Origin of the sequence: Streptomyces bacillaris (genome assembly GCF_003268675.1) — a bacterium.
GTDB lineage: Bacteria > Actinomycetota > Actinomycetes > Streptomycetales > Streptomycetaceae > Streptomyces > Streptomyces bacillaris.
Map to the genome: position 1 here is coordinate 239340 of NZ_CP029378.1, position 24105 is coordinate 263444.

General features: G+C 74.2%; 24 protein-coding genes. 18 read left to right on the forward strand and 6 right to left on the reverse strand.

Annotation, left to right across the window (positions count from 1 at the left end):
• Positions 1–15 precede the first annotated feature (15 nt).
• A complete protein-coding gene (locus DJ476_RS01055) occupies positions 16–1311 on the reverse strand; it encodes an alpha/beta fold hydrolase (protein WP_103420108.1) in 1296 nt (431 codons plus the stop codon).
• A 164-nt stretch (positions 1312–1475) separates the two neighbouring features.
• On the opposite strand from DJ476_RS01055, the gene DJ476_RS01060 reads away from it, so the two are divergent.
• Positions 1476–2639 (forward strand): betaine/proline/choline family ABC transporter ATP-binding protein, encoded by a 1164-nt coding sequence (locus tag DJ476_RS01060; RefSeq protein WP_103420106.1) that lies wholly within the window; start codon positions 1476–1478, stop codon positions 2637–2639.
• Positions 2640–2978: 339 nt separating this feature from the next.
• Here DJ476_RS01060 and DJ476_RS01065 read toward each other — a convergent pair whose 3' ends face one another.
• On the reverse strand, positions 2979–3275 hold the full coding sequence (locus DJ476_RS01065; RefSeq protein ID WP_112489561.1) for a DUF2087 domain-containing protein: 297 nt from the start codon (positions 3273–3275) through the stop codon (positions 2979–2981).
• Between the two features lie 332 nt (positions 3276–3607).
• Here DJ476_RS01065 and DJ476_RS01070 point away from each other — a divergent pair, with 332 nt between their 5' ends.
• Positions 3608–4507 carry a nitroreductase/quinone reductase family protein gene (locus DJ476_RS01070; RefSeq protein ID WP_112489562.1) on the forward strand — a complete coding sequence of 300 codons (900 nt, stop codon included), beginning with the start codon at positions 3608–3610 and terminating at the stop codon, positions 4505–4507.
• Positions 4508–4511: 4 nt separating this feature from the next.
• On the opposite strand, the gene DJ476_RS01075 is transcribed toward DJ476_RS01070, so the two are convergent.
• From DJ476_RS01075 to DJ476_RS01085, 3 genes are read right to left on the reverse strand one after another with little or no spacing between them, the layout of a single operon-like run.
• A complete protein-coding gene (locus DJ476_RS01075) occupies positions 4512–5492 on the reverse strand; it encodes an ABC transporter substrate-binding protein (protein ID WP_112489563.1) in 981 nt (326 codons plus the stop codon).
• On the reverse strand, positions 5489–6160 hold the full coding sequence (locus DJ476_RS01080) for an ABC transporter permease (RefSeq protein ID WP_070200274.1): 672 nt from the start codon (positions 6158–6160) through the stop codon (positions 5489–5491). The genes DJ476_RS01075 and DJ476_RS01080 overlap by 4 nt, the downstream gene beginning before the upstream one ends.
• A complete protein-coding gene (locus tag DJ476_RS01085; protein ID WP_112489564.1) occupies positions 6157–6834 on the reverse strand; it encodes an ABC transporter permease in 678 nt (225 codons plus the stop codon). Before DJ476_RS01085 ends, DJ476_RS01080 begins: the two co-directional genes overlap by 4 nt.
• A gap of 148 nt (positions 6835–6982) precedes the next feature.
• Here DJ476_RS01085 and DJ476_RS01090 point away from each other — a divergent pair, with 148 nt between their 5' ends.
• The 16 genes from DJ476_RS01090 (at position 6983) to DJ476_RS01165 (ending at position 23131) form a co-directional block, all read left to right on the forward strand.
• Positions 6983–7678: a hypothetical protein gene (locus DJ476_RS01090; RefSeq protein WP_103420097.1), complete on the forward strand. Its 696-nt coding sequence runs from the start codon at positions 6983–6985 to the stop codon at positions 7676–7678.
• A complete protein-coding gene (locus DJ476_RS01095) occupies positions 7675–8355 on the forward strand; it encodes a DUF4166 domain-containing protein (RefSeq protein WP_053558067.1) in 681 nt (226 codons plus the stop codon). Before DJ476_RS01090 ends, DJ476_RS01095 begins: the two co-directional genes overlap by 4 nt.
• A complete protein-coding gene (locus DJ476_RS01100; protein ID WP_112489565.1) occupies positions 8352–9035 on the forward strand; it encodes a TetR/AcrR family transcriptional regulator in 684 nt (227 codons plus the stop codon). Before DJ476_RS01095 ends, DJ476_RS01100 begins: the two co-directional genes overlap by 4 nt.
• Before the next feature lie 106 nt (positions 9036–9141).
• The gene (locus tag DJ476_RS01105) at positions 9142–9507 is read left to right on the forward strand and encodes a VOC family protein (RefSeq protein WP_103420091.1); all 366 of its coding nucleotides are present in this window, start codon (positions 9142–9144) and stop codon (positions 9505–9507) included.
• Positions 9508–9763: 256 nt separating this feature from the next.
• Complete coding sequence (locus tag DJ476_RS01110) at positions 9764–10903, forward strand: tetratricopeptide repeat protein (protein ID WP_112489566.1); 1140 nt, start codon at positions 9764–9766, stop codon at positions 10901–10903.
• On the forward strand, positions 10900–11949 hold the full coding sequence (locus DJ476_RS01115; RefSeq protein ID WP_112489567.1) for a polyprenyl synthetase family protein: 1050 nt from the start codon (positions 10900–10902) through the stop codon (positions 11947–11949). The genes DJ476_RS01110 and DJ476_RS01115 overlap by 4 nt, the downstream gene beginning before the upstream one ends.
• Positions 11950–12133: 184 nt before the next feature.
• Positions 12134–12736 (forward strand): cysteine hydrolase family protein, encoded by a 603-nt coding sequence (locus tag DJ476_RS01120; protein WP_112489568.1) that lies wholly within the window; start codon positions 12134–12136, stop codon positions 12734–12736.
• 325 nt (positions 12737–13061) lie between these two features.
• The gene (locus tag DJ476_RS01125) at positions 13062–14228 is read left to right on the forward strand and encodes a glycosyltransferase (RefSeq protein WP_167480417.1); all 1167 of its coding nucleotides are present in this window, start codon (positions 13062–13064) and stop codon (positions 14226–14228) included.
• Positions 14225–15706: a sugar transferase gene (locus DJ476_RS01130; RefSeq protein WP_103421839.1), complete on the forward strand. Its 1482-nt coding sequence runs from the start codon at positions 14225–14227 to the stop codon at positions 15704–15706. The genes DJ476_RS01125 and DJ476_RS01130 overlap by 4 nt, the downstream gene beginning before the upstream one ends.
• Positions 15707–15708: 2 nt before the next feature.
• Positions 15709–17076 carry an O-antigen ligase family protein gene (locus tag DJ476_RS01135; protein ID WP_112489570.1) on the forward strand — a complete coding sequence of 456 codons (1368 nt, stop codon included), beginning with the start codon at positions 15709–15711 and terminating at the stop codon, positions 17074–17076.
• Entirely contained in the window at positions 17073–18956 is a 1884-nt protein-coding gene (murJ, locus tag DJ476_RS01140; RefSeq protein ID WP_112489571.1) for a murein biosynthesis integral membrane protein MurJ, read from the forward strand. The genes DJ476_RS01135 and murJ overlap by 4 nt, the downstream gene beginning before the upstream one ends.
• Complete coding sequence (locus DJ476_RS01145) at positions 18946–19758, forward strand: polysaccharide deacetylase family protein (RefSeq protein WP_103421842.1); 813 nt, start codon at positions 18946–18948, stop codon at positions 19756–19758. The genes murJ and DJ476_RS01145 overlap by 11 nt, the downstream gene beginning before the upstream one ends.
• On the forward strand, positions 19755–20891 hold the full coding sequence (locus tag DJ476_RS01150; protein ID WP_112489572.1) for a glycosyltransferase: 1137 nt from the start codon (positions 19755–19757) through the stop codon (positions 20889–20891). Before DJ476_RS01145 ends, DJ476_RS01150 begins: the two co-directional genes overlap by 4 nt.
• Entirely contained in the window at positions 20888–21565 is a 678-nt protein-coding gene (locus DJ476_RS01155) for a YveK family protein (protein ID WP_019765654.1), read from the forward strand. The genes DJ476_RS01150 and DJ476_RS01155 overlap by 4 nt, the downstream gene beginning before the upstream one ends.
• The gene (locus DJ476_RS01160; RefSeq protein WP_103421845.1) at positions 21562–22710 is read left to right on the forward strand and encodes a GNAT family N-acetyltransferase; all 1149 of its coding nucleotides are present in this window, start codon (positions 21562–21564) and stop codon (positions 22708–22710) included. Before DJ476_RS01155 ends, DJ476_RS01160 begins: the two co-directional genes overlap by 4 nt.
• Positions 22711–22849: 139 nt before the next feature.
• Positions 22850–23131, forward strand: coding sequence for a chaplin (locus DJ476_RS01165; protein ID WP_103421846.1), 282 nt, complete (start codon positions 22850–22852; stop codon positions 23129–23131).
• A 68-nt stretch (positions 23132–23199) separates the two neighbouring features.
• Here DJ476_RS01165 and DJ476_RS01170 read toward each other — a convergent pair whose 3' ends face one another.
• Positions 23200–24063 carry a tyrosinase family protein gene (locus DJ476_RS01170; protein ID WP_103421847.1) on the reverse strand — a complete coding sequence of 288 codons (864 nt, stop codon included), beginning with the start codon at positions 24061–24063 and terminating at the stop codon, positions 23200–23202.
• Positions 24064–24105: the final 42 nt, after the last annotated feature.

The following is a 24105-nucleotide window of genomic DNA, read 5'->3' on the forward strand; positions in this document are numbered from 1 at the left end:
TGGCCGGGGCTCCGCTCAGGCCTCGCCCCTGACCAGCGCCAGCAGCCGGTCGAGGACGCGCGGTCCGCCGGCGCGCACGCCGTCGTGCTCGTACTCGTTCGTCACCCAGGTGCGGAGCCCCCGGATCGCGGCGGCGGTGCGCAGCGAGTGCCGGGTGTCGACGTACATGTCGTCGTGGTAGACGGCCGCGGCGACGGGCACCTCGTTGGCGGCGAGCCGCTCGGGGTCGTAGAGGACGGGCCAGTCGGTCCGCCGCGCGAGGAGTTCGGCGGTCTCGCGCAGCGGGCGCAGCGCCGGGTCGGCCTCGAAGTGCCAGGGGTGGATGGTCTCCCCGGTGAAGAGGAGCGGCCCGTTCCCCGCCAGGGCCGTGGCCGCGTCGAACTGCGGGAACTCGGCTCGTACGCGGTCGGCGGCCCAGGCCGTGGCGCGGGGTCCCTGTCCGTAGATCGCCTCGTGGAGCAGGGCGTAGAGCGGGTGCCCGGCGAAGGAGGTGGCGGAGCGCAGTCCCTCCTGGAAGGTGTCGGAGAGTTCGGTGCCGTGCGGGGTGCGGACGAAGGCGTTCTCCAGCAGGTAGTGGAGCTGGTGGCTGCCGTTTCCGGTGCCGAGCAGGATGCCGAGCGACTGGAAGAGTTCGGGGGTCAGCCGGTGGCCGGCGCTCTCCGGGCGGTGCTCGGCGAGGTGTCCGGCGATGGCGCGGGCCCGGTCCACGTCCTGCGGGTAGCGGGCGTAGTGGGCGGCGACCTTCCGTTCGATACGGGGGTACGCGGCCCGGTAGACGTCGTCCGCGTGCGCGTCCAGCGAGGGCAGCCCGCCGGTGATGAGGACCGCCGCGAGCCCCTCGGGCGCCGAGGAGAGATAGCGGACCGCGCAGAACCCGCCGAAGGACTGGCCGAGGACGGTCCAGGGGGCGCCGCCGGTGACCTGCTGCCGGATGGCCTCGCAGTCGCGGACGATGGCGTCGGAGCGGAAGTGGGCCAGGTAGTCGGCCTGTTCGCGGGGGCCGCCGCGGAGCGGGAGGGTCTGCCGGTTGGCGGGGGTGGACAGGCCGGTGCCGCGCTGGTCGAGCAGGAGCACCCGGAACTCGCGCAGGGCCCGGCCGAGCCAGGCTTCCGTGCCGGTGAACCGGCGGGCGCCGAAGCCGGGGCCGCCCTCCAGATAGACCAGCCAGGGCAGCGCCTCACCGGCCCGCCCGGCGGCCACGGCCTCGCGCCCGTACACCTCGATCCGCTCCCCGCCGGGGTCGCTGTGGTCGAGGGGGACGGTGAAGCGCCGGTCGGTGAGGACGACGCCGGGCTGGCGGTAGCTGGTCACGGATGCTCCTGGGTCGGGGGCCGGGCCGGTCCTGGTCGAAGACCCACTTCAGCACATGCCGTGCCGTGTACGGCGAAGGGGCGGGTACGGCGATGTGGCGGGCGGGTGCCCCGGACGGTCCCGGCCCGTGTGCGCCGCGCCCGGGGCGCTCCTACTGTGCGGACATGATCCGGTTCGAGCAGGTCGGCAAGGTCTATCCGGACGGTACGACGGCGGTCGACGGGCTCTCCTTCGAGGTGGCGGAGGGCGAGCTGATGACGCTCGTCGGGCCGTCGGGGTGCGGCAAGACGACCACGATGATGATGGTGAACCGGCTGATCGAGCCGACCTCGGGCCGGATCCTGGTGGACGGCGAGGACATCGCCGGGGTCGACCCGGTACGGCTGCGCCGCCGCATCGGCTATGTGATCCAGCAGGTGGGTCTCTTCCCGCACCGCACGGTCCTGGACAACACCGCGACCGTCCCCGCGCTGGTCGGCTGGAAGCGGGCGCGGGCCCGGGAGCGGGCGGCGGAGCTGCTGGACCTGGTGGGGCTGGACCCCAAGACGTACGGCCCGCGCTATCCGGCGCAGCTCTCGGGCGGCCAGCGCCAGCGGGTGGGCGTGGCGCGGGCGCTGGCCGCCGATCCGCCGGTGCTGCTGATGGACGAGCCGTTCGGGGCGGTGGACCCGGTGGTGCGGGAGCGGCTGCAGAACGAGTTCCTGGCCCTCCAGGAGCGGGTGCGCAAGACGGTCCTGATGGTCACGCACGACATCGAGGAGGCGGTCCGGATGGGCGACCGCATCGCGGTGTACGGGGAGGGGCGCGTCGAGCAGCTGGACACCCCGGCCGCCGTGCTCGGCACCCCGGCGACCCCGTACGTGGCGCAGTTCGTGGGCTCGGACCGGGGGCTGAAGCGGCTGTCGGTGACCGCGATCGAGGCGGAGGACCTGGAGGAGCCGCCGGTGGCCCGGCTGGACGAGCCGGCAGCGGTGGCCGCGGACCGGCTGCGGGCGGCGGGGGCCCGGTGGGCGGTGGTGCTGGGCGCGACGGGCGAGCTGCACGGCTGGGTAGCGGCGGACGCGCTGCGGTCGGCCGAGGGGCGGGGGACGGTGGGCTCGCTGGCCCGCCGGATGGAGGCGTGGGTGCCGGTGGGCGCCCCGCTGAAGCAGGCGTTCAGCGAGATGCTCCAGCACGACGCGGGGTGGGTGGCGGTGCTGGACGGGGCCCGGTTCCTGGGGGTCCTGACGCCCGCGAAGCTCCATGAGGCGCTGCGCCGGTCGGTGGACGCGGACGCGCAGGGCGTGGGGCGCGAGGAGGTGGACTTCGACTCGGTGGCGGACGCGTGAGGGGGCGGCCGGTGGGGCCCGTGGATGAGCAGCGGGCGGCCGGTGCGGAGTCGGCTCCACGGTCCGGCCGCCCCTCTCATCTCCCCTGAGGGGGCGGTCAGTTGAGCAGAGCGCGCACGAGCGCGCCGAACGCACGGCCTATCATCCCGAGCGCCCCGGTCTCCACCACGACCTCCGCCACGTCGGTGCCCGTGTCGGCCGCCTCGGCTCCGTGTTCCTTCAGCCGGCACCGGCGGCATATGCCTCGCCGCAGCCGCCCCCGTCGCGTGCACCGCGTGCACGCCTTGCGCAATATCCCCATGGGCCCAGGATCTCATCCCGGCCCACAGGGGCAGGACGTCACCTCACGCGCCGGTAGCTGCTGCCGTCCCGGGGGCGGACCAGCAGCCCGCCCTCGACAAGATGGCGCCGCAGCGCCGAGCAGTCCTCGTGGACGGTGAGCAGGGCCTCGTTGACCTCCCGCTCGGTGTACGGGCGGTCGCGCTCGAACAGCGTCTCGGCGAGGTGCGTCAGCAGCTGCTCCAGCCGGGCCCGTCTGCGCGGGATCGTGGTCAGGCGGCCGTGCGAGAAGAGGGCGCTGACCTGGTGCGTACGGCGGACGGAGGACTGCGGCGGGAGGGTCTCGTGGAGGGACATGCCCCGACCCTCGCAGCCGCCCGGCGACCGGGCAACGCGTTTTCCCGGTCGCCGGGCCCGGTCGGCAGACCCGCGTTGACAGCCCCGGGCGCTCCTGTTCTCATGGTCCGCGTGCAGCGTGACGCCGGCCAAAGAGATCTGGGCCGGCCGGCAGTCGGGCCGGCACCTTCTTCCAGGGACGACGTGATGAGTTCACTCACCGCCCGCGTCTTCTGACGCTTCTCCGACGCCTTCGCGACCGCGCGCCGCCGCTTCCTGCCGCATCCGCGCACCGCGCCCGCGTCCCGCTCTCTCTTTCCCTCTCCACCTCTCACGGAAGACCCAGAACACCCATGCCCTCTGCCTTCCAGCAGTCCGTCATCGACGAGTTCCGCGCCAACGCGGGCAAGGTCGGCGGCCCCTTCGCCGGCTCCGACCTCCTCCTGCTGACCACCACGGGCGCCCGCACCGGACGCCCGCACACCACTCCGCTCGGCCATGTCCGGGACGGCGAGCGCCTGTTGGTCGTCGGCTCCAACCTCGGCGCCCCGCACCACCCCGACTGGTACCACAACCTCCTCGCCCACCCGTCGGTCCACGTGGAGCTGGGAGACCAGGAGTTCGAGACCATCGCCGTGCCCGCCGAAGGCTCCCGGCGCGACGAACTGTTCGCCCGGGTGGTGGCCGAGGCCCCCGGCTACGCCGAGTACCAGGCAGCCACCGACCGTACGCTGCCGGTCGTCGCCCTGGAACTTCCCGACCCTCAAACACCGGCCCCCGCCATCACCTCGCTGGCCGACAAACTCACCGAGGTACACACCTGGCTGCGCGGCCAACTGGCACAAGTGCACGCGGAGACGGAAGGGCACTTCGCCGCCCGGGCCGCCGCCCACCGGGGAGCCGGTACCCCGCCCCCTCCCGGCCTCGGCCTCCAGATCCGGCAACGGTGTCTGGCGTTCTGCCAGGCCCTGGAGTTCCACCACACCACCGAGGACGGCCATATGTTCCCGGCGATGGAGGGGTACCACCCCCACCTGCGCCCGGTCTTCGAGCGGCTCCGGGAGGAGCACCGGTCCATCGCCGCCGTGCAGTCGGCACTGGCGGCGCTGCTGGCGGGTGTCGCCGTCGCGGAGCCGGACGACTTCCGCGCCGAACTGGCTCGGATGACCGAGCAGTTGACCGCCCATCTCGCCTATGAGGAGGCCGAGATCCTGCCCCTGCTGGCGGACGTTCCCTGGCCGCCGACGCCTTGAGTGCTCACTCCTCCGGGATGAGCTTCTTCGACTCCAGGTAGTTTCGCGCGACGTCCTCGGGCAGCCTGCGCCAGCTGTCGACCTGTTGGTTCATGGACGCCAGGTCGGCCGTGGTCAGGACGGTGTTGAGCCGGCCGAGGGCGTCGCGCACCCGGTCGCTCCCGGCGCGGGCCCGGTTGACGACGGGGACGACGTAGTCCGCGTTCTGGAGCTTCTTGTCGTCCGCCAGCAGCACCAGCCCGAACTGGTCGAGCGTGGCATCGGTCGTGGTGGTCAGCACCAACTGGTCCTGGCCGTTCTGGACGGCCTGCTTGGCCTGGGTGGTGCCGACGCCCTTGGGGTCGACGGCGACGATGTCGATGCCGTACGTCTTCCGCAACCCGGGTGCGCAGTAAGGGCGTTGTACGCATTCGTCGCCCGCCGCGAGGCGCACCGGGAGCTTCGCCGCGCCGAGGTCGCTCAGTGTCTTGAGGCCGTGCTTCTTCGCGTAGGAGGCGGCGACGGCGAAGGCGTTCTGGTCGACGGCCCGGCCGGGGTCGAGCACGGTGAGCCCGCGCGGGGCGGCGAGCGCCCGGAGCGCCTTCATGGTGGCGGCGAGGTCGGGCGATCCGACGGGGGTGGCGTCGGCGCCGTTGACCTTGGCGTTCAGCCAGTCGGCGAAGGTCGCCGCGTACTCCGGTACGACATCGATCTGGCCGCTCTCCAGGGCGGGTTCGTAGATCTCCCGGTTGGTCACGGAGATGATGTCGGCCGAGTATCCGGCGTGCTCCAGGAGCAGGGCGTACAGCTGGGCCAGCAGGTCGCTCTCGGTGAATCCGGCCGAGCCGATGGTCAGTTCCCTGCTGTCGCCGGGCGGCGCGGTGACCTCGCCCTGGTTCTCCAGGCTGGGGCCCGTGGCACAGGCGGTGGCGGTCAGGAGGACGAGCCCGGCGACCGCCCGCCGGGCGAAGGCGCGGCCCGGGGGCAAGGCGCGACTCGGGGTCATACGGCCTCCCTGCCCCGGCGGGGTGCCAGCCGCTGCCCCGCCTCGAAGAGGCTCTCGACGAGCAGGGCGAAGACCGCGACCAGGATCGCCCCGGCCACCACCTGCGGGGTGGAGGCGAGGTTGAACCCCGCGGTGATGATCCGGCCGAGCCCACCGCCCCCGGCCAGGGCGGCGAGGGTGGCGGTGGCGACCAGTTGCACGGCGGCGATCCGGACACCGGTGAGGATCAGCGGCAGGGCGAGCGGCAGCTCCACGCTCCACAGCAGCTGGCGCCCGGTCATGCCCATCCCCCGGGCGGCCCGCACGACATCGCGGTCCACCTCACGCATCCCGACGTACGCGTTGGTGAGCAGCGGCGGTACGGCGAAGAGGACGAGGGCGATGATCGTCGACCACTGGCCGTACGTGCCGATGGGGGTGAGCAGCAGCAGGACGAGGACGGCGAAGGTGGGGACGGCCCGGCCGATGTTGGAGAGGTTGACGGCGAGCGCGCCGCCCTTGCCGAGATGGCCGAGGACGAGGGCCACGGGCAGGGCGATCAGGCAGCTGATGAGCAGGCAGACGACGGTGAGGAAGAGGTGTTCGCCGAGCCGGCTCCAGATCCCGTCGGGGCCCGACCAGTGGGTGGCGGTGGTGAGCCAGGACCAGGTCTCGGAGAGCGTGTTCATGCCTGCCTCCGTGTCCAGGGGGTCAGCAGCCGCTGCGCTCCCAGGAGGAGCAGGTCGGCGGCGACGGCGATGACGACGCAGAGCACGGAGGCGGTGAGCACCTGGGCCTTGAAGTAGGTGTTCATGCCGGAGTAGATGAGGTTGCCGAGCCCTCCGTAGCCGACGATCGCGCCCACGGTGACGAGCGAGACGGCCGAGACGGTGGCGATCCGCAGTCCGGCCATGGCGGCGGGGAGCGCGAGCGGGAACTCCACGGCGAGGAGCAGCCGCAGCGGTCCGTACCCCATGCCCCGCGCGGCCTGCCGGGTCTCCTCGGGGACGGCCCGGAGCCCGGCGAGGATGTTGCGGACCAGCAGGGTCAGTGAGTAGAGGACGAGCCCGGCGACGACGAGCGCGGCGGAGAGTCCGTACAGGGGCAGCAGCAGCGAGAACATGGCCAGCGACGGGATGGTGTAGAGGACCGTCGTCAGCCCCAGCACCGGACCGGCGGCCCAGCGCCAGCGGCGGGCGGCGAGGGCGAGCGGGACGGCGAGAGCGAGCCCGATGAGCACGGCGAGCACGGTGAGCTGGACGTGCTGGAGGGCAGCGTCCCAGAGGATCTCCCGGCGGCTGGAGAGGTAGGCGCCGCAGATCCACTCGTTGCGTGCGAGGCAGTCGTCCGGGGGTGCCGTCACCCGCCCATTCCAGCGTGGCCGGGGGTTCGCCGCTCCTCCTGTTCGCCCGTCCGGGGGGTGGTTGAGCGAGTGCTCAACCACCTGGTAGCGTCCCGGTCACCAAGCGGTTGAGCACTCGCTCAACCCATCGTGGCCATCGGGGGCAGGCATGGGGCTGTACATAGAGGCGCTGATCCGCACCGATCCGGAGCTGCTGTGGGAGCGGACCCAGGAGCCCGCGCTCCACCAGCGGTGGGACCTGCGGTTCACCGAGATCAGCCCGCTCCCGGGCGGCCCCGGGGAGGGGCAGCGGTTCCGGTACGCGACCCGGGTGCTGCCCTTCGTCACCGTGGCGGGGACCGGCACCAACGCGGGTGAGCGGCACCGGGCGGACGGCGAGCGGGTCTCCGCCCTGCGCTTCGCCTCCCCGCAGCGGCTCTCCCTGCTCGCCGAGGGCAGCGGCTACTGGCGTTACGTACCCACGCCCGACGGCATCCGCTTTCTCACCGGGTACGACTACCGGACCCGGTGGGGCCGCTTCGGGGCGCTCGCGGACCGCCTGGTGTTCCGGCCCCTGATGGGGTGGGCCACCGCCTGGTCCTTCGACCGGCTGCGGCTCTGGTGCGAGCGCGGCATCACCCCGGCGCGCTCCCTCGCGTACGCCCTCTCCGAGGCGCTGGCGCGCGTGGCGCTGGTGGTGGCCGCCCTGCCGATCGGTCCGGCCGCCGTCCTCCCGGCCGCGCTCGCCGCGCTGCTCCTGCCGCCGCTGCCCGTCACCCCGGCCGCCCGCCGCTGTCTGCGCAGACCGCCCGGCCGGACGGCCGCCGCACCCCCTTCCCTCCTCACCCGACTGGAGCGCCCGTGACCTCGATCTTCCGCCGCGCGATGGGCGACGACTTCGACCGGCTCCACCCCCAGCTGCGACGGCGCTTCTCGGTCGGCCTGGAGAGCGGGGAGGCGTGCATCGGGCGCGGCTCCATGGACCGGATCTGGCACGGCCGCGCCTTCGTGAAGCCGTTCCTCGCGCTCGGCGCCACCCGGAACATCCTGGTGCCCCGGACCGGCCGCGATGTGCCGTTCACCATCGAGAACATCCCGTACGTCGATGCGTACGGCCGCGAGACCGTGACCTTCGTCCGCACGTTCGCGCTCCCCCGCGGGCCGCGCCGCTTCGACGCCACGATGGTGCACAGCCCCGAGCGGTCCTGCGTCCTCGACTACCTCGGCACCCACCAGCACCTCGCCACCGACCTGCGGCTCTCCGCCGAGCCCGACGGCTCGCTGCTGATCCGCTCGGGGGAACACCGCTTCCGCGAGGGCCCCTTCGACCTGCGGGTCCCGGAGCTGATCGGCGGCGAGGCCGAGGTGCGCGAGTCCTTCGACGACGCGACGGGGCGCTTCCGCATCCGGGTCCGGGTGGTGAACCGGCACTTCGGGCCGCTCTTCGGCTACGAGGGAACGTTCCGCGCCCGTTACGTGGACGCGCTGCGCCACGGTGTACGCGCCGGGCTCCGCCCCGTACGCGAGGAGGCCCGGGCATGAGCGGCGACGGAGCCGGGACCACTCCCGATACGAAGAAGCCGACCGGGGCGGACACCCGGGTCAAGCTCCTGGAGGGCGCCCTGCGCACGCTCGCCGAGCAGGGCATCGCCAAGACCTCCGCCCGCTCGGTGGCGGCGGCCGCCGGGGTCAACCAGGCGCTGGTCTTCTACCACTTCGGCTCCGTCGACGAGCTGCTCGCGGCGGCCTGCCGGTACGGCGCCGAGCAGCGCGTGGCCCTCCACCGCGACCGGCTCGCCGCCGTCACCACCCTCGCCGAACTGGTGATGTGTGGCCGGGAGTTGCACGAGCAGGAGCGGGCGGGCGGCCAGGTCGCGTTCCTCGCGCAGCTCCTGGCCGGCGCCCAGACCCAGCCCCGGCTGGCGCCCGCCACCGCGGCCGGGCTCGACCTGTGGACCGCCGAGATCGAGAAGGTGCTCGTACGCGTCCTGGCGGGCTCCCCGCTGGGCGAGTTCACCGATCCGGTGGGGCTCGCACGTGCGGTGGCCGGGTCGTTCGTCGGCCTGGAGCTGTACGAGGGGGTCGACCCGGAGGGCGCGGTGCTGGCGTTCGACGCCCTGGAGCAGCTCGCCGAGCTGGCGGCCGTCCTGGACGAGCTGGGCCCGGTGGCACGGCGCGCGGTACGCCACCGGCTCCGGCGCACGGGCAAGGGGCAGGGGTAGGGGTAGGGACCCGGGGCGCACTGCGCGGGCCGATCCACCGCCGTACGGTGGAAGAAGGGACACACACGCCCCACCGGATACGGCAGAAGGACGGCAGGTGCCCGCGATGGCCGGTGAGATCTCGTTCTTCGAACTCGGGGTGGACGATCCGGAGAAGGCCCGGACGTTCTACGGCGCGCTGTTCGGCTGGCAGTTCGAGCCGGGCCCCTCGGGCGAGGGCGGCTACGCGATCGGGACGCCCAGCGGACAGGGCGGCGTCCACGGCGGCGATCCGGGGGCGGGGCCGTACCTCTTCTTCCGGGTCGACGACATGGCGGCCGCGGTGGCGCAGGTGCGCGAGCTGGGCGGCAGCGTGCAGGGCGGTGACCCCGGCGAGGACGACGAGTCGGCCGCGCGGTTCGGGCGGTTCCGGCTCTGCCGCGACGACCAGGGCTCCCCCTTCGGCCTGCACGAACCGCCGGGCGTCCGCTGACAGTTCCGGGTCCCCGGCCACGGCCGGAACACCGATGGAACGTGCCGGGAAGGTTCCGGGAACGTTCTGCGCGGTGCGAGCAACCCCAGGCGCCCCGCCGCCGTCTTGATCACTGACAGAACGGTTCGCCGCCCCAGGCAGGGTGGCGTCCGCCCCCACCTGTACCGGGCCCGGAGAACCGGCCGACTATACACTCCATGTATAAACATGGGGCATAGCGGCCACCGGCAGCCCGGCCACCGCGCGGAAGGCACCCATGCAGACCAAGGCACTGGCGCCCGAGTACCAGGGCGCGCTCACCAAGATGTCGGTGAACGCCTCCCTCACCGATGTCCTGGCCGAAGGCGTACGGCATCTGAAACAGGCCGAGCTGTCCGGCTCCCAGGAGGAGGTGGCCCGGACCGGGCTCGCCGTGGCCGAGTCACACCGTCGGCTGGGCCAGGTGGAGGAGGCGGACCGGGCGTGGAAGGCCAGCTACCGGGCCGCGCGCTCGGCCGGGGCGACCGGGGCGATGGCCTGGGCGCTGTGGAGCGGGGGCACGCTGGCGCGTCAACGGGGTTCGCTGCGCCTCGCGTTCCGGCTGCTGGGGCTCGCCGCCGAGCTGGGCAAGCAGGGCGGGGACGTGGTGGCGCGCGGCTACTCGCTCGCCGGACTGGCCGAGACCGGGCGCATCCAGGGCGACTACGAGACCGTCGCCACCCTGCACGAGCAGCTTCTCTCCGAGGCCCGCGCCCGGGGCGAGGCACGCCATACGGTGTGGGCGCTGGAGGGGATCGCGCAGATCCACCGCAACACCGGCCGGCTCGACTCGGCCCTGGCCATGTTCGAGGAGGCGGCAGCGCTCGCGGGCGGCGCGGACGACCGGCGGGGCCGGGCCTGGGCCCTGCGCGGCATCGCTGACATCGTTTCCCTCCGGGACGGCGGGACCGAACGCGCACTCGCCCTGCTCTCCGAGGCCGAGGTCACCTGCCGGGAGATGAAGCTCTCCAGCGCACTCGCCTACAACCACAAGATGCGGGCCAACGTCCTCTTCCGCGCCGGGCAGTACGAGGAGGCCCGCGAGGTCTACGAGCAGGCGCTCGGGGAGTTCCGCGCGATGACCGAGCCCCGGGGCGAGGCGCTGGCGGCCCTCGGCCTGGTCAAGGCACGGGCCCGGCTCGGCCGGGACCGCGCGGCCACCGCCGCCGACCTGGACGAACTGCGCGGCAGGCTCAGCCGGATCGGGCTGCTCAACGCCCGGGAGATGGTGGAGAGGGCGTACACGGAGCTGGGGGTGGAGCGCGCGGGGGACGACGGGGACGGCGGCCCCGCCCCGGCCGCCTCCGGCTCACCCGACACCTCAGGGTTCCCCGCTCCCGCCTCCTCCGCCGCCCGCGAGGAGGCCCCGGTCCGATGACGTTGTCCACGACCCGTCAGGCGGCCGCCCCCGAGATACTCGACCGGTGCCGTGAGCTCGTCCGGCCCGCCCTGGTCGAGTCGGTGCGCCGGCTCCACCCCTGGCACGCCGAGACCGCCGCCTTCTCGCTGGGGTGGAGCGGGGTCGACGGCTCCCCGGTCCCCGGTTCGCAGGGCAAGGGGGTCCGCCAGGCGCTCGCCGTGCTGGGGGCCGAGGCCGCCGGGGGCAGCGGCCTCGACGGGGTCACCGGGGCGGTCGCCGTCGAGCTGGTCCACACCTTCTCCCTCATCCACGACGACATCATGGACGGCGACGAGACCCGGCGCCGCCGCCCGACGGTGTGGAAGGCGTACGGCACCGGGCCCGCGGTCCTGGCGGGGGACGCGCTCTTCGCCCTGGCCGTCCGGACCCTGACGGAGGTCCCCGCGCCCACCGGCCCGGCGGCGGTGCGGCGGCTGTCGGGGGCGCTGGGCGATCTGGTGCACGGTCAGGCGCAGGACCTGCTCTTCGAGTCCCGGCCGTGGACGGGGCCCGAGGCGGTCCTGCCGCACGAGTACCGCGCGATGGCCGCGCAGAAGACCGGCTCCCTGCTCGGCTGCTCGGCCGCCCTGGGCGCGGTGCTGGCCGGGGCTCCGGCGGCGACGGCCGACGCGCTGGACCGGGCGGGGCGGCATCTGGGGGTGGCGTTCCAGGCGGTGGACGACCTGCTGGGCATCTGGGGCGATCCGCAGCTCACGGGGAAGCCGGTCCACAGCGATCTGCGCCGGCTCAAGAAGACCTTTCCGGTCCTGGCGGCCCTCGCCTCCGACCACCCGGCGGCCCAGCGGCTGGAGGCCGTACTCACCGGGCCGGGCCCGCTCGACGAGGCGGGGCTGCACCGGGCGGCCGGGCTCGTCGACGAGGCGGGCGGGCGCCGGGCCACGGTCACCGAGGCCCGGGACCATCTGCGGGCCGCCAGCGCCTGTCTGGACGGGGTGGATCTCGCCGAGGGCGCGCGGGGTGACCTGCTCACCCTGATCCCGTTCCTGGTCGACCGCACGGGGTGACCCGGGCCCGGCGGGCGGTGGGCCCGGGGATGCCTCCCGGGGCCCACCGCCGTCTCCCTCTCCCCCCTCGCGGCCGGGACCACCGGGCGGCCCCCGGAGCCCCGCCCCCGGCTGAAAGGATGAACGGCACACCAGGAGCCCCCTGCTGGAGCACCACGGACCACCACGAAAGGCCGGACCCCGTATGAACCCCCTCCCCGCCCCCGTACAGGCTCTGATCGTGGTGGACCTCCAGTCGGCCTTCGTGGCGGGCGACCACCCGGTGCCCGACGCGCCCCGGCTGCTGGACCGGGTGGGCGGCCTGGTCCGCCGGGCCCGGGCGGCCGGGGCGCTCGTCGTCCATCTGCAGAACGACGGACCGGCCGGGGAGCCGGACGAGCCGCACACCCCCGGCTGGGAGTTGCACCTTCCGGTGCACGGTGGCCCGGCGGAGAAGGTGATCCGCAAGAGCGAGGACGACGGCTTCGAGGGAACCTCACTGGCGGACGAACTGACGGCCGCCGGGGTCGGTTCGCTCGCGGTGTGCGGGGTGATGTCGGAGATGTGCGTCCTCGCGACCGCCCGCCGGGCGCTGGAGCTGGGGTACCGGGTGGTGCTGCCGCACGACGCCCACGCCACGTACGACATTCCCGCCGCGCCGGGAATCAGCGAGGCCGTTCCGGCGGCCATGGCGTCCCGGGTGGCCGAATGGGCCCTGGGGGACGAGGTGGAGGTCGTCGCCCGCACCGAGGACGTACGGTTCCCGGCCACCCGTGCGGAGCCCTTTGCCGACAATAGAACTGCCTGACCGTCAAACGGATGGCGATGCCATCCACTACGGCAACCGGCCTCTCCCGAAGTGCGCGAACAGGGTGACACCTGACCGGAGCAATTTCCCCGCCGTTCTCGGGAATTCTTGCCAAGTCCCTCCCCCGCCGCCCTTTCACCGCAGGAATCCGACGTCTTCCCGGCCACGCGGAGCGGCCTCGCGGGCCACCTGATCAGCGGAATCGTGCGCGTAATCCTCACGTGGTCGTATGAGCGAGTCACGCGCACGATTTCGCCACATGTCTGCCAAAGTGCACTTCGGCTTTACTCACCGGATTGAGCGAAGAGAGCCGTACGTGCTGCACATGCGTCGTGCCGAAGAAAGACAATTGACGGTCCTTCATTTGGTTCAGCCCGTGGACGGTGGAGTGGCCAGGGTCGTCACCGATCTCGTCAGGGCCCAGGTCGGGGCCGGGCTGCGGCCCGTGGTGGCCTGCCCGCCCGGGAGTCCGCTGGCCGCCGGGGCGGCCGCCGCCGGGGCCCGGGTCCGCGGCTGGTCCGCCACCCGGGCGCCGGGCCCGCGGCTGGCCGGTGAGGTGGCCGCCGCGCGGCGGATCGTCCGCGACTGCGCCCCGCACGTGGTGCACGCGCACAGCGCCAAGGCCGGTCTGGCGGGCCGGATCGCCGTCCGGGGCAAGGTGCCCACGGTGTTCCAGCCGCACGCCTGGTCCTTCGAGGCGGTGGCCGGGCGCACCGCCGAACTGGCCCTGGGCTGGGAGCGGTTCGGGGCGCGGTGGGCCGATCACATCCTCTGTGTCAGCGAGTCCGAGCGGCGCACCGGGCAGGAGGCGGGCATCGCCGCCCGCTGGTCGGTGATCCACAACGGCATCGACCTCGACCGCTTCCGTCCCGGCGGACCGGCCGACCGCACCACGGCCCGGGCCTCCTTGCCCTTACTCGACGCCGTCGCCCCCGAGGCCCTCCTCGTCGTCTGCGTCGGCCGCCTGACCCGGCAGAAGGGCCAGGACGTGCTGCTCGACGCCTGGCGGCGCGTCGACGTCCCCGGTGCGCGGCTGGTCCTGGTGGGCGACGGCCCCGACCGGGCCGGTCTGGAGGGCGCGGCCCCGGCCGGTGTCCTGTTCACCGGGGCGAGCGCCGACGTACGGCCCTGGATCCACGCGGCGGACGTCGTCGTCCTGCCGTCCCGCTGGGAAGGCATGGCGCTGGCCCCGCTGGAGGCCATGGCCTGCGGCCGGCCCGTGGTGCTGAGCGAGGTCGGCGGGGCGCGCGAGAGCGTCCCGCCGGGCGACGAGGACCACCTTCTCGTACCGCCCGAGGACCCCGTGGCGCTGGCGGCCTCGCTCACCGCGCTCCTCACCGATCCGGAGCTGCGCGAGGCGGTGTCCCGCCGGGCCCTGCGCCATGCCCGGGCGGCGTTCGACGTCCGACGGACCGCGGGGGCGGTTGCCGGTCTCTACCAGGAAATTGTCTCCCTGTCCGGCCCCACGATGAGGAAGCGCACCGAGCGATGACGATGGAGAGTGCGCCGGTTCCCGGCGCCGGCCAGGCAACAGCCGTACAGGCCCACACGGTTCATCCGCCGCGAAGAGGCGACGGCGGCACCCGGGAGCTGGGCGGCGGGCGCTCCGCCGTGCGGCTCGGGCCCGCCGCGCAGCTGCTCGGCGCCGATGTGGCCGCGCTGGCCGTCACCTTCGCCCTGTGCGCCCCGGCCGGAGCGCCCTGGGCCGTGATCGCCACGCAGGCGGTGGCGCAGGTGCTGCTCCACGCGTACCGGGGGCTCTACCGGCTCGCGCTCTCCCCCTCGGTGCTCTCCGAAGTCCCCGCGCTCCTCGGTCTCGCGCTGCTCCAGTGGTACGTGACCATGGAGGTCGTCGACGCCTGGGCCCCCGCCCACGCGTTCGGCTGGGCGGTCCTCGCGTACGCGGCGGCGGCGCAGACCGTGTTCTGCGCCTGCGGCCGTGCGGTGGTGCACCGGCTCCGGCACCGGGCGGCGGTCCGGCACCCCCTGTCGACGCTGGTCGTGGGCCAGGGCACGGTGGCCCGCCAGGTGACGGCCGCGCTGTGCGACCACCCCGAGTACGGGCTGCGCCCGGTCGGCCGGGTCGCCCCCTCCCCCGCCCCGGACGAGGAGGTCCCGGCGCGGCCGGACGGTGCTCCGCTGCCGGTCCTGGTCTCCCCGCAGGAGGTGGGGCGGGCCGTGGTGCAGAACAGTGTGCGGCACGCCGTCTTCACCGCCCCGCCGGAGACCACGCCCGACGGTCCGGCCCTGTTCGCCCTGCTCACCGGGTACGGCTGCCGGGTCTGGCTGGTCACCGGCGACACGGCCGTCGCCACCCGCCCCGCCGGGGGCCGCCCGGACCATCTGTGGGGGTTCGCCGCCCATCCGCTCCAGGACGGCACGCACCGGCCCGTGGGCCATGCGGCGAAGCGGGTGATGGATGCCGTGCTCGCGGCGGTCGGGCTGGTGCTGGTCGCCCCGCTGATGGCGGTGTGCGCGCTGGCCGTGCGGGTCTCGGACGGGCCCGGGGTCATCTTCCGGCAGGAGCGGGTGGGGCGGCACGGGCGTCCGTTCGTCCTGCTGAAGTTCCGTACGCTGCGGCCCGCCGACGCCCAGGAGTCCGCGACCCGGTGGAACGTGGCCTCGGACGGGCGGATGAGCCGGGTCGGCCGGCTGCTGCGCCGCACCTCGCTGGACGAGCTGCCGCAGCTGTGGAACGTGCTGCGCGGCGATATGAGCCTGGTCGGCCCCCGCCCCGAACGTCCCTTCTTCGTCGACCGGTTCAGCCGTACGCACCCCGGCTACCAGGACCGGCACCGGATGCCGGTGGGCATCACGGGGCTCGCGCAGGTGAACGGGTTGCGCGGTGACACCTCGATCGAGGAGCGGGCCCGGTTCGACAACCGGTACATCGAGACCTGGTCCCTGTGGCAGGACGCGTGCGTGCTCGTGCGGACCGCGGGCTCCTTCTTCCGGCTGGGAGGCAGCTGACGATGACCACCACCACGCTCACCGCCCCGGCGCCCGGCGCCCCTTCCCGTACCGTCGCGCGCCCCCGCCGCGCCGGGTGGCTCCGGCACTGGCCGCTGCTGCCGCTCATCGCGACCGTCCTGCTGCCCGCCCTGCCGTACGGCCTGGGCGTCGGCGGCGGCCCGTCGGTCGGACCGGCCGACATCGCCTCCGGCATCGCGGTGCTGGTCTGTGCGGGGCGCCTGCTGTACCTCCGGCAGCGCCCGCTGAGCGGGGCCGCCGCCCTGGTGCTGGGGCTGCCCGCCGTGGGCTTCGCGGTGGCGACGGTGACCGCCGCCGATCCGGCCGCGGCCCTGCCGGGCCTGGTCCGCTACCTCCAGGTCTTCGTCCTGGTCCCGGCCGCCGTCTGCCTGCTCCTCAAGGACGCCCACGGTTTCCGGATCGTCGCCGGGGCGCTGGTGGTCCTGGCGCTCGTGCAGGGCGCGGTGGGGGTCGAGCAGTACGTCACCGGGACCGGCGCCTCGTACATGGGCGAGGAGATCCGCGCGGTCGGCACCTTCGGGCCCAGCGACATCATGGGCATGGCCACGGTCGTCGCCTACGGGCTCCTGGCCGCCGCCGCGTGTGCCCTGCGCACCCCGCGCACCGCTCCCGCCTGGCTGCGGCCGTGCGCGGCGGTCGTCGCCGTCGGGCTGATCGTGCCGCTGACACTCTCCTTCAGCCGGGGCGTGTGGCTCGCCACCGCGGCGGCCCTGCTCGTGTCGCTGGCCCTGGCCGGCCGCCGGCAGGCGCTGACCTCGCTGGCGGTGCTCGGCGCCTCGGCCGTCGTCCTGGTCGGCGGGTTCGGCATCGGCTCGCAGCCGATCGCCGAGCGGGCCGCGTCCGTGACCCAGGTGACCCGGGCGCCGGACCGTTCGGTGAGCGACCGGTACGCCATGTGGAGCGCGGCGGGCTCCATGTGGCGCGAGCAGCCCGCGACCGGCGTCGGCCTCAAGGGGTTCCCCGCTCACCGGGACGCCCACGCCTCGGTCGGCCTCTCCTCCGGCAGCGACACGGCGGGCGCGGGCCAGGAGTTCCGGCGGCAGGCGCTGCTCTCCCCGCACAACATGTATCTGCTCATCCTCAGCGAGCAGGGCCTGATCGGTCTGACCGCCGTGGTGGGCAGCTGGGCGGCGATCCTGGTCGGTGCCGTACGGAGACTGCGGCGCGCCCGGTCGCGCGGTGAAGCGGCCATGGACTGCGGTCTGGTGGCGGTCGCCCTGATGACCTGGCAGTGCGTCAACTTCCTGTACTCCGACATCGGCGGGCCCACCACCGTGCTGGGCGGCGTCATCCTCGGGCTCGCCGCCTGGTGGGCGCTGGCCGAGCCGGAGAAGGCGGGCACCGCGTGAGCGAGACCGGTACGGGGACGGGGGCGGAGGCTCTCCCCCAGACCGAGGCCCTCCCGCAGGCCGGGGCTCTCCCGCAGGCAGAGGAGGCCCTCCCCCCGTCGGAGGCCCTGGCCCACGCCGAGCCCGCCCCTCCGCTGCTCCCGGCCCCCGGCCAGCCCCCCGGCTCCGGCCCCGGCGGACGCGGGACCACGGCCGTCGACCCCGCTCCGGACCCCGCCGACGGCGGTGAGGCACCGGGTCTCGGCTCGTTCCTCGCCCGGGCGGCGGCCGCCACGGCGGTGCTCACCGTGCTCGGGGCCGCGCTCGGGCTGGTGCGGGACCAGGCGATCGCCCGGTACTTCGGCGCGAGCGACGCCAGCGACGCGTTCCTGATCGCCTGGACCGTGCCGGAGATGGCGGCCACGCTCCTCATCGAGGACGGGATGGCGCTGCTCCTCGTCCCGGCCTTCAGCCTCGCCCTCACCCGCCGCGCCGCCGACCAGGCCACCACGGAGCCCGGCACCGGGTCCGCCGGAGCCACCGGGGAGTCCAACGACGGGAAGGCCGAGCCCACCGGGGAGCCCGGACCCGACCCCGTACGGGAACTCGTGGCGGTCACCCTGCCCCGGCTCTGTCTCCTGCTCACGGCCGGGGCCGCCCTGCTGATGGTGGGCGCCCCCTGGGTGGTCGGCGTCCTCGCGCCCGGGCTCGCCGATCCCGGGCTCGCGGTGGACTGCACCCGGCTGACCGCCGTCACCGTGCTCACCTTCGGCATCACCGGCTACTTCAGCGCCGCCCTGCGCGCCCACCGCAGCTTCCTGCCGCCCGCCGGGGTCTATGTCGCGTACAACATCGGCATCATCGGCATGACGCTGGCGCTGCACGCCGTGTGGGGCGTCCGGGCCGCGGCGGCGGGTGTGGCCGTCGGCAGTCTGCTGATGATCCTCACCCAGCTCCCCACCTTCCTGAAGCTGTTGCCCCTGGCCCGGCCACGCCTCCGGCGCCCGGTACGGCTCGGGCGGCGGGCCGTGCGGACCGCGCCGCTCCTGGGCATGACGGTCCTCGCCCCGATCGTGGTGTTCGTGGTGAGCCGCCAGTCCCAGGTACTGGTCGAGCGGTTCCTCGCCTCCACGCTCCCGGCGGGCGCGATCTCGCATCTGAACTACGCGCAGAAGGTCGCGCAGATGCCGATGGTGCTCTCGCTGATGATCTGCACGGTGACCTTCCCGGTCGTCGCGCGGGCGATGGCCGACGGGCAGCGGGAGAAGGCGCGGCGGCGGGTCGAGCGGGATCTCGCGCTGGCGGGCATGGTGGTGCTGCTCGGCACGGCGGTGGTGCTCGGTTACGCGCCCCAGATCATCGAAGTCCTCTTTCAGCGCGGCGCGTTCGACGTCTCCGACACCGAGGCCACCGCCCAGGTGATGCGGGTCTACGCGGCGGGGCTGCTCGGCCACTGTCTCGTGGGCGCGCTGAGCCGCCCGTTCTTCTCGTCGACCCGGCCCACCTGGTTCCCGGCGTTCGCCATGGGCACCGGGCTCCTGGTCACGATGGGCGCCGGTTACGCGCTGACGTACCGCTTCGGCGTCGACGGCATCGCCACCGCCAACGCCCTCGGGATCAGCACCACCGCGCTGCTCCTGCTGATGGGGCTCGGCACCCGGGTGGTCCCGATCCGGGCGCGGGCGGTCACGGTGTCGCTCGGCCGCCTCACGGGCGCCGCCCTGGTGGCCGGGGCGGCGGGATGGGCCGCCGCCCCGATGGTGCCCGACGCGGTGCTGAGCCTGGCCGCCGGGTGTGTCCTCGTCCCCGCCGTCTTCTTCCTGACCGGGCTGGCCCTGCGCTCGCCCGAGGTCGTCTCCCTGCTGGCACTCATCCGACGGAGGTTCACTGATGGCCGCTGACCCCTCGGCGCCCTGCGCCGACGCTCCCTCGTCCCGGCTCCGCCCGCACACCCGCCGTCAGCCGTGGATCCTCACGTACCACTCGGTGACCGACACCGACGACGACCCGTACGGCATCACCGTCTCCCCCCGCCGGCTCGCCGAACAGCTGGCGTGGCTGCGGAGCCGGGGACTGCGCGGGGTGGGGGTGGCGGAGCTGATGCGGGCCCATGCGGAGGGGCGGCGCGGGCTGGTGGGGCTGACCTTCGACGACGGGTACGCGGACTTCCTCCACGAAGCCCTGCCGGTGCTGCGCGGCCACGGCTGCACCGCGACCGTCTTCGTCCTCCCGGGGCGGCCCGGGGGCGTGAACGAGTGGGACCCACTGGGGCCGCGCAAGCCGCTGCTGACCCACGACGGGATCCGGCACCTCGCCCGGGCCGGGGTGGAGGTCGGTTCGCACGGTCTGCTCCACCGGGACCTCACCGCGCTGACGGACGAGGAGCTGCGCCACGAGACCGTCCGCAGCCGGGAGTTGATCGGTGACCTGACCGGCGAGCTGCCGGAGGGCTTCTGCTATCCGTACGGGACGCTCGACCGGCGGGTGATGGAGGCCGTCGGTTCCGCCGGGTACGGGTACGGCTGCGCGCTGGCCCCCGGTCCGCTGGTCAGCCGGTTCGCCCTTCCCCGTACCCACATCAGCCAGGCCGACCGGGGCGTCCGGCTCTGGGCCAAGGACCTGCGCCACGGGCTGCGGCACGGCGCGGTCCCCGGCTCCCGCTCCCGGACCGCCTCCCCGGTGCGGGCGGGAGGCACCCGGTGAGGGCGCTGCACATCATCACCGGGCTCGGGGTGGGCGGCGCCGAGCAGCAGTTGCGGCTGCTGCTGCGCCATCTGCCGGTGGAGTGCGACGTGGTGACGCTCACCAACCCGGGCCCGGTGGCGGACGGGCTGCGGGCCGACGGCGTACGCGTCGTCCACCTGGGGATGCGCGGCAACCGGGACCTGTCGGCGGTCGGCCGGCTGACCCGGCTGATCCGCGACGGCCGATACGACCTGGTCCACACCCATCTCTACCGGGCCTGTGTGTACGGGAGGGTCGCGGCGCGCCTCGCGGGGGTGCGGGCGGCCGTGGCGACCGAACACTCCCTGGGGCGCGCCGAGATCGAGGGCCGCCCGCTGACCCGGGGCATCCGCGCCCTGTACCTCTCCACCGAGCGGCTGGGCGCGGCCACGGTCGCCGTCTCCTCCACCGTGGCCGGGCGGCTGCGGGACTGGGGGGTGCCCGCCGAGCGGATCCGGCTGGTGCCCAACGGGATCGACGCGGACCGGTTCCGCTTCGACCCGGACCGGCGGCTCGCCGTGCGGGCGGCGCTGGGGATCCCCGAGGGCGCGTTCGTGGTCGGCGGGGTGGGGCGGCTGGTGCCGGGCAAGCGCTTCGACGTGGCCGTACGGGCGGTCGCCGCGCTGCCGGGGGTGTGGCTGCTGCTGGCCGGGGACGGGCCGGAGGCACCGGCGCTGCGGGCGCTGGCGGCCCGGCTCGGGGCCGCCGACCGCATCCGGCTGCTCGGGGAGTGCGGGGCGGAGGGGGGTGGTCCGGTCCCCGGGGTGCCCGCGCTGCTGAGCGCCGTGGACACCTTCGTGTCGACGTCCCGTGAGGAGTCGTTCGGGCTGGCCGCCGTGGAGGCGCTCGCCGCCGGACTGCCCGTGCTCCACGACGCCTGCCCGGCCATCGACGACCTGTCCGCCGCCCACGCCCCGGGGGCCACCCGGATCGCCGGGAGCCCCGACGAGCTGACCGCCGTGCTGCGGCAGCGGATACAGGCCTGTCCCGACCGCCGGCCGCCGCCCCGGGCCGTCGGCCACTACGACATCCGGCGCAGCAGCGAGCGCCTGATGGATGTGTACGCGTACGCCCTCGACACCGCCCCACCGAACCGGAGAACCCCTTCATGACCGACTCTCCCGAGCAGCAGCGACCCGTCGTCACGCGCCGTCGGCTGCGCACCGCCCTGACCCGGCTGCCCCAGTGGTGGCCCCTGCCCGTCTGTGTGGTGCTGGGCGCCGCGTCCGGGCTCTCGTACGGGCTGCTGGCGACCCCCCAGTACGAATCCACCAGCTACGCCATGGCGGTCGCGGAGGACGAGACGAACCCGGCGGCCGCGCTCGGCTTCGCGCAGTCCTACGGGCGTCTCGTCACCAGCGACGCGACGCTCTCCTACGCGCAGGGCGCGGCCGGTGAGCCGATGCGCGCGCTCCGCTCCCAGGTGCGCTCCGAGACCTCCCCCGACTCGCCGATGATCGCGGTGACGGGCACGTCGGACAAGCCGGGCAAGGCGGCCGACATCGCCAACGCGGTGATCGAGGCGGTCATCGTGAGCAGCGGCCATGTCTCCAAGGACACCGGGGTGAAGCTGATCAAGTTCACCCACGCCATGAAGCCGGACCAGCCGGTCTCGCCGTCGGTGCCGCTGGGCACCGCCGTGGGGGCGGCCGCGGGCGGGCTGCTCGGCGGGCTCGTGCTGCTGGTACGGCCCCGGCGTACCGAGCGGGCCGTCTCCGCCCCGGTGCCCGCGCCGGCCGCCGCCGAGGGCCACGCCCCCGCGGAGGAACGGGAGCTGGTGCGATGACGGCCGGCCGTGCGGGCCGTCTCTCGGTGACGCTCTGCCGGGACTTCCGGGAGTTCGGCGCGCTCGCCGGGGAGTGGGACGCGCTGCACCGGCGCTGCGCCACCGCCACCCCTTTCCAGAGCCATGCCTGGCTCCACTCGTGGTGGATCTCCTACGGCCAGGAGGGGCGGCTGCGGGTCCTGCTGGTGCGCCGGTCGGGGCGGCTGATCGGGGCGGCCCCGCTGATGCTGGCGCACCGCCCGATGCCGCTGCTGGTGCCGATGGGCGGGGCGATCTCCGACTTCTTCGACATCCTGGTGGACGAGGAGGAGGCCGGGTACGCGGTCGGGGCGCTCCAGCGCGGTCTGGACCGCGCGGCCCGGCACTGCGTGGTCGATCTGCGGGAGGTCCGCCCGGACGCGTCGGCGCAGCTGCTGTTCGGCCGGTGGCCGGGTGCCCGGAGCCGGCTGACGGACTCGACGTGCATGGAGCTGCCCGCGCGTCCGCTCGGCGACCTGGTGGCGCGGCTCACCGGCTCGCGGGGCCAGCGGCTGCGGGCCAAGCTGCGCCGGATCGAGGCGCTGGGGGTGGAGGCCCGCAGGATTCCGCAGGACGGGGTCCCGGCGGCCGTCGGCACCCTGCTTCGCCTCCACGAACTCCAGTGGCGCGACCGGGGGGTCAACCCGGAGCATCTGCGGGCCCGGTTCTCCGACCATCTGGTCCGGTCGGTGGGCCGGATGGTCGGCGACGGTTCGGCCGCCGTCACCGAGTTCCGTATCGGCGGCGAGGTCGTGGCCGCCAATCTGTCGCTCCAGTCCGCGCGGCTGGCGGGCGGCTATCTGTACGGGGCGGACCCGGCGCTGCGGGAGCGGAAGGTCGATGTGTCGACCATGCTGCTGCGCGAGGTGTCCCAGCAGGCGTCGGACACCGGCCGGGAGGTGCTGAGCCTGCTGCGCGGCGCGGAGCAGTACAAGAACCACTGGCAGCCGGTGACGGTGGTCAACCAGCGGCTGCTGCTGGCCCGGCCGGGCCTGGAGCCGCTGCTGCGGCTGCGGGAGTCGCAGGTGGCGGTACGGGAGCGGGCGGTGGAGACCGTGAAGGCGCGGTTCCCCGCGGCCCGGGACTGGCACGAGCGCCTTACCACGCTTCCGGTCATCGGGCGGTGAGGCGGGCGGCGACAGGCCGCAGGACGGCCCGGGAGATTCCGCCCGGGTGATGATCCGTTACCGTCCGGCGCCTGCCGCGTTGTCAGAGCGTGCGGGCCTCGTGCTCCGCAGCAACCCCCCTTTCTCACAAGGAGTTCTCATGTCGCGTATGACGAAGGTCGCCGCAGTGATGGCGGGCACCGGTGCCCTGGTCGCCGGCGGCGCCGGCCTGGCCGTTGCCGACTCGGGTGCGCAGGCCGCGGCCATCGGGTCCCCCGGTGTCGCCTCGGGCAACATCCTGCAGCTCCCGATCCACATCCCGGTCAACGTCTGCGGCAACACCGTCAACCTGGTCGGCGTGCTCAACCCGGCGTTCGGCAACACCTGCGTCAACGCCTCCGAGGGCCACGACGACAACGGTGACTACGGCTACGGCCGCTGATCCCCCGCTCCACAGCGCAACGGCCGGCTCCCTCCTCCCGGAGGGGCCGGCCGTTGCGCTGTGCGCGCTCAGGCGTAGCGGTAGACCTTGCTGTGGTCGAGGAGCGCGCGCGGGGTCACGTTCCACGGAGGCATCGGATCGTCCAGCCCGAAGACGTGGCGGCGCTCGCGGCCCGGCGCGTCGGGCTTGCGGCCCGGCACATAGGCCGACTTGGGGTGCGCCTTCCGCCAGCGGTCCCAGAGCAGGTCGATGAAGGAGTGGTGGAGCCAGAACACCGGGTCCTCCGGGGAGGCGGCCCCGGCCATCGGGCCGCCGACCCACTGGTGGACCCGGTTGTGGTTGGCGACCGGGCGCACCCGGTGGATGCCCCAGCCCTCGATGCGGTTGCGGAACCCCTCGGTGCTGACGCTGTTCCAGGGTTCGGTGTCGTAGACGGGGTCCTTGAGGGCCCGGGCCACGTCGTCGGCGGTGGGCAGGGAGACCGGGTCGCGGCCGGGCCGGCCGAAGTTGCGGGTCAGCCAGTTCTGGTCGGTGATCCCGGCGCCCACCTTCCAGTTGCCCGCGTCGTAGGCGAACGGGCCGGTCATGACGCGGCGGTCCCCGGGCCTGCCGTTGCCGCCGAGGAAGTCCTCCGCCCAGAGCGACGAGGTGGTCGAGCGGTCCTGGGTCCAGTCCCAGTAGGGCACGCTCACCCCGGGGTCGACGGCCTGGAGGGCCCGTTCGAACTCCAGCAGGTAGCGGCGGTGCCAGGGGAAGAACGAGGGCGTCATATGGGCGGGGCGCGACCGGTTCTCGGTGTCCATGACGTAGTACTCGCGGTGCATGACGACGAAGTCGTCGTAGCGGCCCGAGCGCTTGATCTTCAGGATCGCGTCGACGAGGCGGCGCTTCTCGGTCCGCGTAAGGTCGCGCTGGTTCTTGCGGGTGTACACCGGTTCTGGTCCTCCTGGTTCACATGCGGTGCGACGTTCACT

What these genes read in the sequence shown, in the direction of transcription:
- DJ476_RS01060 (WP_103420106.1), top strand. Translation starts at nt 1,476, where the DNA reads ATGATCCGGTTCGAGCAGGTCGGCAAGGTCTATCCGGACGGTACGACG.
- DJ476_RS01065 (WP_112489561.1), bottom strand. Translation starts at nt 3,275, where the DNA reads ATGTCCCTCCACGAGACCCTCCCGCCGCAGTCCTCCGTCCGCCGTACG.
- DJ476_RS01070 (WP_112489562.1), top strand. Translation starts at nt 3,608, where the DNA reads ATGCCCTCTGCCTTCCAGCAGTCCGTCATCGACGAGTTCCGCGCCAAC.
- DJ476_RS01075 (WP_112489563.1), bottom strand. Translation starts at nt 5,492, where the DNA reads ATGACCCCGAGTCGCGCCTTGCCCCCGGGCCGCGCCTTCGCCCGGCGG.
- DJ476_RS01080 (WP_070200274.1), bottom strand. Translation starts at nt 6,160, where the DNA reads ATGAACACGCTCTCCGAGACCTGGTCCTGGCTCACCACCGCCACCCAC.
- DJ476_RS01090 (WP_103420097.1), top strand. Translation starts at nt 6,983, where the DNA reads ATGGGGCTGTACATAGAGGCGCTGATCCGCACCGATCCGGAGCTGCTG.
- DJ476_RS01100 (WP_112489565.1), top strand. Translation starts at nt 8,352, where the DNA reads ATGAGCGGCGACGGAGCCGGGACCACTCCCGATACGAAGAAGCCGACC.
- DJ476_RS01105 (WP_103420091.1), top strand. Translation starts at nt 9,142, where the DNA reads ATGGCCGGTGAGATCTCGTTCTTCGAACTCGGGGTGGACGATCCGGAG.
- DJ476_RS01110 (WP_112489566.1), top strand. Translation starts at nt 9,764, where the DNA reads ATGCAGACCAAGGCACTGGCGCCCGAGTACCAGGGCGCGCTCACCAAG.
- DJ476_RS01115 (WP_112489567.1), top strand. Translation starts at nt 10,900, where the DNA reads ATGACGTTGTCCACGACCCGTCAGGCGGCCGCCCCCGAGATACTCGAC.
- DJ476_RS01120 (WP_112489568.1), top strand. Translation starts at nt 12,134, where the DNA reads ATGAACCCCCTCCCCGCCCCCGTACAGGCTCTGATCGTGGTGGACCTC.
- DJ476_RS01125 (WP_167480417.1), top strand. Translation starts at nt 13,062, where the DNA reads ATGCGTCGTGCCGAAGAAAGACAATTGACGGTCCTTCATTTGGTTCAG.
- DJ476_RS01130 (WP_103421839.1), top strand. Translation starts at nt 14,225, where the DNA reads ATGACGATGGAGAGTGCGCCGGTTCCCGGCGCCGGCCAGGCAACAGCC.
- DJ476_RS01135 (WP_112489570.1), top strand. Translation starts at nt 15,709, where the DNA reads ATGACCACCACCACGCTCACCGCCCCGGCGCCCGGCGCCCCTTCCCGT.
- DJ476_RS01145 (WP_103421842.1), top strand. Translation starts at nt 18,946, where the DNA reads ATGGCCGCTGACCCCTCGGCGCCCTGCGCCGACGCTCCCTCGTCCCGG.
- DJ476_RS01155 (WP_019765654.1), top strand. Translation starts at nt 20,888, where the DNA reads ATGACCGACTCTCCCGAGCAGCAGCGACCCGTCGTCACGCGCCGTCGG.
- DJ476_RS01160 (WP_103421845.1), top strand. Translation starts at nt 21,562, where the DNA reads ATGACGGCCGGCCGTGCGGGCCGTCTCTCGGTGACGCTCTGCCGGGAC.
- DJ476_RS01165 (WP_103421846.1), top strand. Translation starts at nt 22,850, where the DNA reads ATGTCGCGTATGACGAAGGTCGCCGCAGTGATGGCGGGCACCGGTGCC.